Source organism: Halogranum amylolyticum, assembly GCF_900110465.1.
In the GTDB taxonomy this organism is placed as follows: Archaea; Halobacteriota; Halobacteria; order Halobacteriales; family Haloferacaceae; genus Halogranum; species Halogranum amylolyticum.
In genome coordinates, this window is the sequence record NZ_FODV01000034.1 from 16,076 (window position 1) to 27,768 (window position 11,693).

The window sequence follows — 11,693 nt, forward strand, 5'->3', positions numbered from 1 at the left end:
AAGGAAAACCTCGTACTCAGGGGAATATGCGACTGGTCTTGCGGGAGGTTTTTGTCCCGTTGCGTGCTTCGTGAACATGCGGTCCTGACTTCATTGCAACCGCACACCGAGTCCGCGTGCCACCGCGGGCTCCTTTTGGAGGAGCAGAATCTCGATGAGCAGTGCTTGTACTCCTATTACCCCGATGGCTACTTAATACTAATCACTAATTAGCAACACACGATTATTGAATAATGATTCACACTTGTCTGTCCGGGGTGGTTATACCGTACTTGAAGAATGTCTACATATGCGTCGGCGTCCTGATTGGATGACCCCTACTGACGATTTGATTCTTCAGACGCTGTCTGACTCTGAGCTTGTTCTCTCGCCTGCCGTAATTGCCTACAACTTAGAAATTAGTCGGGAGCACGTGAACCGACGTCTAACAGCGTTTGTCGAGAGAGATTTAGCATCCCGACCAGATCGAGGATACTACGAGATTTCTGAGTTGGGCCAGGCATATCTTGCTGGAGAACTTGAGCCGGATGACATCGACTGAAACGAACAGTCAGATTCCGAGTCAGTTTGTGCGATCTCCCTCCTCACAAACCACGTCTCGAATCTCTTCGAGTAAGTCTTCGTGGTGTTCTTTGAGGAGTGCAATATCCTTCGGTAACTCCTCTTTTACACGCCGTCGAACTCGAGAGACTGACTCATACTGTCGTTGTTGAGGGCCTTTCCCTGCAATCCGTTCGCGCTCTGTATCTGTTAGCAGAGCGCGGCGTCGATCAGACATAACCATCCTTTTTAGCGGATGTTATATAGTTGCTGTGTACCACAATCTTGCTGAATATGGCAAATATTAAGTAAGCAGAAAACATACTAATCTTTGAGAAGTACTGGTTTCGCCTTCCGCAGAAAGGCCACGTGCTGGAGACACGTGACCGGGTGCTTCTCAAGGTGACAAGAAGCAATGTCAATTACGCACGCCGCGACACAAGAGCGTACCGAATCGCTAGCTGACCACCTCACTAGTGCCCTTACCAACTCGTTCACAGTGGGCACTGACTGCACTGGTTCTACCCACCACTATTATCGCCCAGCCGACACAGTCGTCGTGTTTGACGGCCGTGAGCTGGACCACCATCAACCGCTCAATGGACGTACTCTCGAAGAGTGGCGTGTATTCGTCGCCCAAGAGCGGGGGTGGACTTCCTGCGGCCCACTCGCGCAGCTTGGGTTGCGGATGGATGCGAAACGCAAGGAGACGGGCCAATGAGTGCTCGCGAGGAGCTACAGATGCATCTGTCGCAGGCACTCTCGCGGACTGAGAATCCCGACGTCCAAGCGCATCTACATGCCGCATTGAAGTCGTGTGAGAAACTCCCCTCAACGCCGCTCGTCACGTGTCCAGTGTGTGGTAAAGCAGGACTTCCAGAACGGATTGAAATCCACGAGTGTAGGGTAGACTGAAGAGAGCCTCTCCTTTCCTTATAGAGATCATCATAAATAGTGATATACCTCCGGTGAGGTGAGTTGCGGTAACGTTGTACCTTTGGAAGCGTGGTGAAGAGACGGTTCGCTCGTGCTGTTTTCAGTTGCAGCCAGCAATTTTCGAGCGGATTCATGTCTGGGGCGTACGGCGGCAAGAATCAAGAAGCAGGCCGTCTGCGGCGGCCTGCTTCTTGAAGTCCGTCGCGATGAAGTACTTCGCGTTGTCCAAGACGATCACGAGTTTCGGGCCGAACTCGTGCTGTAACGCTCTCAGGAAGTGTTGGCTGACTTCTGCTTTGAATCGGTTCGGCGTTAGTGCAACGAAGCGGTCACCGCTATCGGTGACCGCGCCCAGCATGTTGATGACTTCACGCCCGACCGAGACCGGGAGTCTCGGGCGGGAGTTAACCGGGAACCAGTCCCGTCTTTTGATCGTCGCGACCGCTTGCGTGTGTTGATCAATCGCGACGATCGTGTAGCCGGCTCGTTTCAGTCGCGGCCACTTTTTTTTGAACTCATCGCGCCACTGTTGTTTCGCGACCGGATCGGTCTTTTGGTGGTACGGCCGGGCTGTCTGGCTAGTACACAAGCTAAGTTCTGGGGATAGGCCACTTGTAAGCGTCCGTTCCGGCCCTTGGGGGCTATGAATTGCCGGAGTCGTAGTTGCAATACTTCTCTTATCCACTACGAGACAGCCCGGCCTTGGCCAGCATCCGGTACATGTGCGCGTGTGAATACTCGACGTCGTAGGTGTCGAGGATGTGTGACCGGACGAGCTCTGGCGTCCACGCTGGCTCGTCGTAGCCGGCTTCTGTCGGCGACGCGTTCAGCGTCGCCGTCAGGTCTTCCCACTGTTCCGGAGAGAGGCGTGGAGGGCGGCCAGATCGAGGGGCGTCGCCGAGCACGGTGATAGTCGGTAGTTCCCATCAAGACAGCTGATAGCCACGACTGACGGGGTTAGCTTCTCAGAAAGCGTCTAGATGGGTGATTATGAGATTTCTCTACCATCCAGACACGGTTCTTACGGCCTTTGACCTCGAAAACTTAGCGCTTGAGCTCCTCTCCGAAATACCGATCCCCGGAGTCGAAGGCTGCGGCTTCGACTCCGGGGTTATTCGCCAAACGCTCCTCCAAGCTGCCGTTGAGCAGACATCCATCAAGGCTGTTTCCGACGATACGCGCGGCACCTACTCCGACGACTACACCCTTACCCAGCTCCACACTGTCCCAGCCGAGGAACTTGAACGCCTTGCTAATCACCTTCTCAGACAACAGGCAACGATGATCCTCGGCCCCACGCCGAGGATCATCTGCCTCGACTTCGTCGATATCCAGTACCACGGCTGCTCACACCTCACTGACGGCGAACTCTGCCACACCACTCCCCGCGATGGCACCTCCAAGTGCCATCGCTACCTTGCCGGGTTCGTTCTCTGTCGAGCAAAGCCGCTCATCGTCGCAGTTACTGCTGTCCGTGGTGATGAATCAAAAAACGACGCGGTCGAGCGACTGCTCGACCACGTCGTGGCCCTTCCGTTCGACGTTGTCGGCTTCCTCTGTGACCGTGGGTTCTACAACCGTGGCTGTATCCAGCAGCTTCGTGCGACCGCACCGGTCGCTCTCCCAGTTATCGGTCGTGGAGAACGGATTGCTGAGAAATTGGAGACATCGATCTCCTACTGGACAGAGTACGCGATGTATGAGGGAAGCGAGCGGGAACTGCGCTTCCCGCTCGCGGTCTGTGTCCCCTATCAGCAGGGCAACCGTGGCAAACATGGTCTACTCGTCCGCGCGTACGTGGCGTGCGATCTGGCCGATCGCACGCCGAAGGAGGTCGAAGCACTGTATCAGAAGCGTTCGGCGATCGAGACAGCGTTCCGGACGATGCGGGAAGCACGTGCACGAACAACCACCACTAACCCAGTCATACGGTTGTTGTTCGTCGTCGTGAGCTTCTTGCTGCGGAATCTGTGGCTTATCGTTCGATGGGGTGTGCTCGCCACGCCGCGTCGCGGCGGGCGAGCACTGCCAACGTGGTTCCGCTTTGAGGTCTTCCGGACGTGGATCGATCACGTCCTTGGAGAGAGATTGGTTCGAAAGTGGGCGGCACAAACGAACGGCGTCGGGATTCCTGCGACGTATGGACAGCTGGACGCGGGCTAAGCTTGCCCGCGTCCAGCGGGAGTGCTCAGTAGTGAGCGTCAGCTGTGTCGTTCTCCTTCGTGGTCGGCGCTCTCACTGACGTGAGAGCACCTCTCGCCAGTGAGTAATCTACATCAACTCGAGAAATCCCTCAACTGATCCTTCGAAATTGCGTCAGCGATTCAGGATGATGGGAAGTACCGATAGTTCCTAAGATGAGATTTGCAACCGAGAGCCAAGGAAGTCATCGATCCAGGACTTGGCGAGCATCAATATATCTGCTAATCCCTATTAGATTTCGATAGGCTTTACGAACAACTCTCGTTTAGCACGACAGGCAGACTGAAGACCACCACCCCAACCTATTGGCATTCATCTGTGAAAAGTGGATGTAATAAATTGAATGATATCTGTGGCTGCGTCGACTCCTCTAACAAATACCGATTCAACACATCTGATGCATTTAACGGAAATGGACCCGAATTCAAGGCTCAGGACGGTACAAATTGAGGAGAGGGTAGCGATTACCTAGACCAAGTGGAACTCAACGGAATGACAAAATCGCCGTTCTCTTGGAGGAGATACTCATAGCCAGCGCTGGGATTGCTTGGATCAGTAAACTGCTTGATCATCGTCCGCTCTCCGATCTTGAGCGTTGCACTAGTGCTGGTTGCATTCTCGACACCGACAATTTCGTACGCACCATTCCGGTCGTCCACAGCATCGGCGTACACCCACGAACCAACCGTTCCTTCAATAAGTTGTGGATCCAGTGGTCCGTTCGTCACGCGAACTTGCAACATATTGTCAAGTGAGAAATCACGTGTGAAGTCCTCGATTGTTCCTTCGATGCGTCCAACCGGTTGATTAATGAGTCGGTTACCATCAGCTACTAATGTAGACCCATCAAGTAAGTATGCGTATACGGGGTTCCCTTCAGTGTCAACCGAATAAATTGCAAACGCACCATCAAAGTGGAAGGCCCAACCACAACGATGTTTTACCTTGGGATTAGCTGCACTGACAATATAGTCTGTGCGGCCGTTTTTGAGCCTGACTTTTTGTGCACGGGCCATCGGGTCACTACTCTTGACAGGTGGATCCCAAGTCCACTTGATTAAACGACTTTCTTCGTATGGTTCAATCACAGAGCAGAATACTGATGAGAGGTCTGACCCGTTCCTGTGGGCAATTAGATATTTGAACGTCTGTGGATTGTTCCATCGTTGGGGGGGATCCCCACTGGCAATAGCGACATCATCACAATCGGTGCGCATGGTTAGTAATAGTTCCACGTCTTCTGCGTTGTCTGCCCGCACGTCCCAATGATCCCTTACATCCCAAGTAGTACGGAAAGCAGCAGTGGTCGGATCGTTATCTCTTTCGACATTGTATAGATAATTAAATCCGTTTCCAACGATCCTATTGTATTCGGTGTCTTCCCCATGACCTGGCTTTGGTATATCGAGACCAGCGTATGTTCCTTCGGCTTGCTCCACAAGATCAAGGTCCCAAGTGCGTATTCCCTGTTGTTTTGTGAAATCAGATTGCAGGAATTCTATTGGGGTGCCATTGTGGGTAAACGCATCAAAGTAAAGGTTACCTGTCTGTCCCCCTCCAATGGCGCCAAAGATGCCAACCTTTCCGTCGGTCGCACTTGCTAACGTATACGACTCACTCGCGTGGACATCCCCACTCGCTGTCAATTGTAACGAGATATCAACTGTCAACCCACTCTTTGAGATGTTGAGTGCGTACCAAGTCCGCTTCTGCCAGCCTTCCATATCTGTGTACTCTCCCCACGTGTCGTCATCAGGGTAGTAAATTCCAATTCTCGGGGCTTGCCCAGAGCCATGATTCCCGACTCCCGCACAGACGTGCCGCCCATTGGCATCTTTTCCCAGATAGATCGCCTGAACGTGGTGCCAATACTCTTCGGTCCCAGTCGGGGATGAATTAATGAATACTTGTGCCACCACATCGCTTTCGGTAGTAACGTACAGTCCACGTGCTTCGTGAGATTCACTCGAGGGATCGAAGACACACGTGGACCAATCGTCATCATAGGCGGCTTCGCGAGATGGTTCGACCCCCCCTGCACCTTCTTCGACGACAAACTCCGAGACACCTTGTCGAAGGTCATATTCCACTCGATCGATCGGGACTGCTGGACCATGGAAACTGAAGTGGTGGTCGTCTCCTCCTTGCACACGGAAGAAATCTACAATATATGAATCACTGTCATCGACAGTGACCTGTGCAGTGGCTCGGCGATACATATCTGTCTCTTCGTATGCATCATCGGCCTCGATGTCGAATACTTGGACACGGTCAGTATGATCGAATCGTTGTGGTGAGCTGACCCACTGCTTGTCTTGCTTCCGTTCGTTCACGACGACAGTGTTGTGACTGATGGTGTTCGCTGTCCAGTTCCACCGCTTTGGCCAGTCACCCGTTTCCTCGGGATATCCTAAGTCGGGGGCGAGATTGAGTCCGTGACCAAACAATCCTAAGTTGAGTGTATCACGGTGACAGTGGCTGGTTCCGTATCCCGAATCAGGACCGAAGGCGTTCCGTCCATAGTATGTCCACACCCCCCGTCCTGTTCCTTGCGCAGCAGATCCTGCTCGAAGAGCAGTGAATCCGAACCCAGCATGTTGTGTGCTGTCAAGATCCAATAACCCACTCGTATTCAAAACCGTCTCGATTTGTTCACTGACCGCCTCTGGATTCTCGTCGAAGATATTGCCACGCAGTCCCGACGTGGATTTCCCGTTACGATGATATATCCACTGCACAAGATCGTCGTCTCCGTATTTCGCGTATGCCTGGACGAGGTTCTCCGGGTCGATCATGTAGCCAAACCCGGGACTTCCCGCACCGGCAGTATCCCCGAGCCGGGGAACATACTGATTAAGGAATGTCAAGTGTGACTGTGTCCGGAACGTCTGGTTTAAGATTGGGTTGAGATACAGGTCTGCCCCATCATATCCGTCGTAGCCGTTCAGAACCTCAGCGGTCCCTTGGAACCCTTGCGCAACGAGACTGTTATAATGGATGCTCTCTTCATTCGGGAATCCGTCGCGATCAAAGTCAGAGAGCAACCGTGAGAGAATTCGGCCACCGGTGATGGACCATTGTCCAAATTCCCTTCCATCTGAGACCTGTTTGAGTTCTCCGGCTTGAAACAGGAATTCAAGCGCGTCAGTCGTGTAGCCACCCTGATCGTCTTGGATGACAGCCGACAGTGCCAAGGTCGCTTGATGACTCCCGAAGTTCCCGCGTATCTGAGCCTGCTTGATACCTGGTAACATCTGCTTGATGAATTGTTCTTCGATATTCGTCCGCACGGCGTCAGTGGTATCTTTCGCAGACAATCCGGGATACTCCGTTGCCTTCTGGTCGAGAAAGTTCGTGAGTTCAGAGTCCACGTCGAGAGCCGGGAAGACGGCGTCGTACGCCTTCAAAACCGACTTAACCCAGTAGGACTCCCAAATCGAGCCAATCTGTTTTCCTTGTCCAGTTCCACCGTGGGTCGGGTTCGGGAGTCCGTTTACCTTGGTGTATCCGCCATCAGCGAAATACACCGTATCCTGAAGATCCATCTCAGGATAGACGTCCGCTAACCGATCGAGGAGGACGGTGGCAGCACGCGCATATCGCTGGTCTTCGGTATAGAGATACGCCTCAAAGAGAGGATTGAGTATCGAACGAAGTCCGTAGATGACGTTCCAGTGATGGGCCCACGCAACTGGCGTCCACCGTATTCCTGCCTCTCCAAGATCACCATTCTCGTCGACCCAGCCGAGACCATTATCGACACCCCACTGTGGCCCCATCTCCGGATGGGCTTCGTTGACGAGGAGAGAGTCATCAGCTAATGACGGGTCAAACGTGCCAGTATCGTCAAGGCCGCTTTGACGATACACCTCGAAATCATTTGTCGGCAGTGTATACTCTCCGTTTGTAATCTTCCATTTCTCGCCCGGCTTCGTTGCATAGCTAACACCGGAAGCGGGGTACTTTGGCCCCCAGTTGCTTGACCACGGGTAATACCCTGCAGTACCATTCGCGAGGTATGCTGCTCGAGGAATGTGTTGTGATCCGACGTAATTCCAGAGATCATCTAGCGAGAATTGGGCGAGAATAGCTTCTGCGGTCCGCACTCTACTATCTCGTCGCGACTGCGCCCAGCTGTAGGTTGCGATGTTCTCTTGGGCACTTTGCCGCTTCGCATCGGTGTAGAAAGTCGATCTTGTTTTCCGATCTGACGTTACCGCGGACGCAGTATAACTCGATAACAGCGTTCCGCATATTCCGATACTCGTTGCCCTCATGAAGTCGCGACGACCAAGACCAAAGCTCGAGCTAATTCCCTCGATATTATCACCGATTTTTGATTCGACTTTATTAGTATCTTTTATTGAATTATTCTCGTTCATTTTTAGACAATAGAGTTTGCAGATATATAGTATTTATCCAGATGACACATGCGAAAAGTTGGGTTTATATACGTTGTTTGAATGTATGGTGGCACTATCTAGACACTTGACCTCGAACGTTTATCGAGGTCAGCGACCTAGAGAAGTTGATGCTGCCAATCACGTCGTTTCTCTCCTGCACTGTCCCAACTGACGAGCTAGCGTGCTTTTCCACGCGGCAGAAACACCATGCGAAAACCTACGTGACAGGTCTTGTTGCGGTCAGCAACAAGACCGTCGAGAGTATCTTGATACACGTTCTTCCAGCGAAAAGCGAACGGGCGTTGAACAAGTTCTTCACCGAGTACAACTGGGACACTAACCAGCTTGACAGAGAACGGAGTCGCGCTCCTGCAGGCACACAATGAAACCGCATGTAGTGGTGAAGGTATCGTCATCATCAACGACACCTCCACTCATAAAACTAGCAAACAAATTCCAAACGTCGGGAAATTCTATGACTACACCAAACACGGCTATATCTGGAGACAAAAACTCCCTATGCTGACAAAAAACCACGCACCCACTCAGCATCTGTCTCTACGACAAAAAACACGATGCTCATCTGTCGGAAATTGTTGATACCGGTCTCTCCAGCCGAGTCGGAATAGAGGTTGGTCGGCTAATCTTCCAACGACCCGGTTTTCGTCTCATCAACCGCACCACAGAATCACAAGACTGCTCTGCATCAACAATATGCTACACAGGAGCGAAACGCGAAGACACGCATTGAGCTAGCAATTGACTTGATCAACGGACTCCTTAAGATAGGTGTCCCAGCGAACACTTGTCTCTTTGACATGAGTTGCTCAGAAGCCTTCGTCACGTATCCCGAATCCTACTACAAGCAGGGGAAAAGAACCGAACGACTCCTCAGAGGACGAGACAGATGAAGATGACGAACCTAGCGAGAAGTACATCGTCTCGAACAAGATCGACGTAAAAGCGAGCCATCTCATCATGTTATAGGTGATGACATGGCGAATCGAGACATTATTCAGAGACATCGAGTAAGACCTCGGGTTTTGACCCTGTGAGCACCGGTATCCCAAAAATGAGTGTATTATTCTAAATATCCGAGCTCACGTAAACGCTCTTTTGCATTATTATCAAGTTCGGATTGCTCTGTACGTGACTTGTTTAGTTGATGTATCTCTTCTAAGTATTGTTCAGCAAACTTGGCATCAAACGATGGATTGGCATATTTGGTTGTGTTTTTAAGATAAAATTTCACAACTGAGGGGAGATTTGCTCTCATAAATTCTCTTTTCGATGCTTTGAGTAACTTGCCTCCCAAAACGAGAGCACGACTATCTCTCCCTACTTTTGGGAAAACGAATCCACCAGACGAATCCCACACAGATTCGTAATCCAATTTAGTATCTATTGGGATTTTTGACTTTATTGACCGTCTATAAAAACTAGCACCGATATTTGCTGGAGGTTCGGTTGTTAAATCTTTCCCAGGTAGTTTATTTAGCTCCAACTGGAGTAATGAGCCAATGGTCGGGAAGAGATCTATATGACGCATCAGCCCATCTGATGATCCTTCTTCAATTGAGGGGTGGATAAACACTGTAGGTACTTCTACATGCTTTTGATGAATTGGTTCATTATGGCCTAGACAACCATTTTCACCCAATAGCTCTCCATGATCACTAGTATAGATAATAAGCGTATCTTCAAGCAGATCTCTTTTTTTCAATTTTTCGACTTGAGATATGAAGTGGGCTGCATCCATACTAACGCCCTTGTTATAGTCAGCCTGATAGTCTGAGGCTGATGAATCTCCTTTTTCACGATAATATTCCCACCCGTTTCCCGGATAGTTTCCATAGGGGGAGTGTCCACCACGCCCTCTCTCCATGAACACAAATGGAGGTTTAATTTGCTCAATATAATTCATTGAGCTAACAGACGTATTTAACACCTTATCTAGAACAAACTCTCGTGGGGGTTTATCTACAAATCTCTCATCAAGTGAGTTCGCGAATGCGGTAGAATGATTTCTAAGATTCAGTAGATCTGTCGTTTCTGAATCGAGTCTATATGAGAAGTCCCAGACACCATGTTGCGTGGGATGAAGTCCGGTTGTTATAGAGGGAAAACTGGAGGGCGTGTGAATACTTGCACTAATTGTTTTCATGGTTAAACCCATCTCACTCACCCGCTCAGGAAGTGCATCCCAGCGCAGAGCATCAGCCACGTATATGTATATATTTGACACTGATAGGTCACTCAGCTCTTTCATATCACGATAGATACTCTGCTTTCAATTAAGTATTTTGTACTGTTTCTCAGCGGGATAGTTATATGGGCACCAGAATATAAATACCAACCCTTCTTCGTATACTCAGTACCTCACAAAGCATCCTCGGCTAGCTGTTTCTGAAGCCTGAGTTCTGTGGCGGAGCAGTTGCACTGACGGTCTCGACGAGAGGATCATGAGCGAACCGACGGAGCGTGTCGCCACTTATTAGTCCTCTGTCGGGTAGGTATACGGCGCTGGATTTCACGGAGATCTCACGCTCCGGCGGAGGTTGGAAACGATGCATTTCAGCACCATTTCACGGAGTTATAGATGTCAGCTTCACACATACACGGCTGCGCCGAACGTACGCTTGAGGCTTAGAGAAAGGTTTCGATCATCCAGCGGCGGTTGTAGTGCATCGAACTCAGCCGTGCGTTGTGCGCAAGATCAAGCGAAGAGTAGATACGATGCTTGATGAGTGGACGAACTCCATCCGAATGATCATTGTCGCTTGTTGCCTGAAGAGGTGATTAGCAAGGTATTCAAGCTCCGGCTGGAACGGTGTGGAGCTGGGCAAGGGTGTAGTCGTCAGAGTACGTGCCGCGCGTATCGTCAGTAACAGTCTCAGTACTTCACAAAGCCGCTTAGTTAGAAGGTCTGCTTGCAGAAGGTGTGTCTAAAACCCAACAAGCAGACGGTTCAATCCACGAGGACCAGCTCCTTAACTTCCTCGTCAACTCCTTTGACGAGGAAGTTGCTCTCACTCTCGGTGAAAACGCTGAACTCGATGCTGAAGACATCTACGAGGTCCTCGTCGGCGCTTGCGCCGACGGGACCTCGGTCTCGACGCTCTGTGAGAGAAGCGAAGATGCACCCCACAAAAACTCCGTTCTCTACCATCTTCGCACCAAGTTCGACCTAGAGACGCTCGAACAAGTTGGCAACACGCTTCTCCAGAAGGACGTTCTCGACGTCCTTCCCCAGCAGGTGGAGGTCGTTTCTGACCTCCACCTGCGGCCCTACTATGGTGACGAAGACAACACCGACGGTCTCTATCACTCCCAAGCGAAGCGTGGGACCACCGCGTTCCACGCTTACGCGACACTCTACGCGCGTGTGAAGAACAAACGCTACACGCTGGCGGTGTCGCCGTCTGACCGACGGCGACACCGCCAGCAGTGTCCTCGCAGAGTTTCTCGGTATCCTCGACGGCCTTGACCTCGACGTCAAGGCCGTCTTTCTTGACCGCGAATTCTACGACAGCAAGTGTTTGACGCTGCTTCAGGCGCACAACCACGCCTACGTCATGCCGGTCGTCCGCTGGGGACAGACGATCAAGCAAG

The 11,693-nt window shown here is 51.3% G+C and carries 7 protein-coding genes and 1 pseudogene; 3 read left to right on the top strand and 5 right to left on the bottom strand.

The annotated features are described in order from the left end of the window. Positions 1 to 1,136: 1,136 nt before the first annotated feature. The 3 genes from BSG17_RS28830 to BSG17_RS24390 are packed head-to-tail and all read right to left on the bottom strand — an operon-like array spanning position 1,137 to position 2,381. Entirely contained in the window at positions 1,137 to 1,610 is a 474-nt protein-coding gene (locus BSG17_RS28830) for a hypothetical protein (protein ID WP_394327990.1), read from the bottom strand. Continuing rightward, complete coding sequence (locus BSG17_RS24385) at positions 1,607 to 2,161, bottom strand: transposase (protein ID WP_170864950.1); 555 nt, start codon at positions 2,159 to 2,161, stop codon at positions 1,607 to 1,609. Before BSG17_RS24385 ends, BSG17_RS28830 begins: the two co-directional genes overlap by 4 nt. After that, positions 2,154 to 2,381 (bottom strand): helix-turn-helix domain-containing protein, encoded by a 228-nt coding sequence (locus BSG17_RS24390; protein WP_170864951.1) that lies wholly within the window; start codon positions 2,379 to 2,381, stop codon positions 2,154 to 2,156. Before BSG17_RS24390 ends, BSG17_RS24385 begins: the two co-directional genes overlap by 8 nt. A gap of 85 nt (positions 2,382 to 2,466) precedes the next feature. Between BSG17_RS24390 and BSG17_RS24395 the strand changes: the two genes are divergently transcribed. Continuing rightward, complete coding sequence (locus BSG17_RS24395; protein WP_089827980.1) at positions 2,467 to 3,639, top strand: ISH3 family transposase; 1,173 nt, start codon at positions 2,467 to 2,469, stop codon at positions 3,637 to 3,639. Positions 3,640 to 4,142: 503 nt separating this feature from the next. Here the strand turns inward: BSG17_RS24395 and BSG17_RS24400 are convergent. Next, positions 4,143 to 8,060, bottom strand: a complete 3,918-nt coding sequence (locus BSG17_RS24400; RefSeq protein WP_089827975.1) for a heparinase II/III domain-containing protein — start codon at positions 8,058 to 8,060, stop codon at positions 4,143 to 4,145. A gap of 149 nt (positions 8,061 to 8,209) precedes the next feature. Between BSG17_RS24400 and BSG17_RS24405 the strand changes: the two genes are divergently transcribed. Next, positions 8,210 to 8,467, top strand: a complete 258-nt coding sequence (locus BSG17_RS24405; protein ID WP_089827976.1) for a hypothetical protein — start codon at positions 8,210 to 8,212, stop codon at positions 8,465 to 8,467. A 695-nt stretch (positions 8,468 to 9,162) separates the two neighbouring features. On the opposite strand, the gene BSG17_RS24410 is transcribed toward BSG17_RS24405, so the two are convergent. Then, positions 9,163 to 10,350, bottom strand: coding sequence for a sulfatase-like hydrolase/transferase (locus BSG17_RS24410; protein ID WP_089827977.1), 1,188 nt, complete (start codon positions 10,348 to 10,350; stop codon positions 9,163 to 9,165). A 672-nt stretch (positions 10,351 to 11,022) separates the two neighbouring features. Here BSG17_RS24410 and BSG17_RS24425 point away from each other — a divergent pair. After that, positions 11,023 to 11,693 (top strand): annotated as a pseudogene (locus tag BSG17_RS24425) (ISH3 family transposase); the annotation flags it as partial.

Coding starts and splice junctions, on each gene's coding strand:
- BSG17_RS28830 (WP_394327990.1), bottom strand. CDS start 1,610: ATGAATCCGCTCGAAAATTGCTGGCTGCAACTGAAAACAGCACGAGCG.
- BSG17_RS24395 (WP_089827980.1), top strand. CDS start 2,467: ATGAGATTTCTCTACCATCCAGACACGGTTCTTACGGCCTTTGACCTC.
- BSG17_RS24405 (WP_089827976.1), top strand. CDS start 8,210: ATGCTGCCAATCACGTCGTTTCTCTCCTGCACTGTCCCAACTGACGAG.
- BSG17_RS24410 (WP_089827977.1), bottom strand. CDS start 10,350: ATGAAAGAGCTGAGTGACCTATCAGTGTCAAATATATACATATACGTG.
- BSG17_RS24400 (WP_089827975.1), bottom strand. CDS start 8,060: ATGAACGAGAATAATTCAATAAAAGATACTAATAAAGTCGAATCAAAA.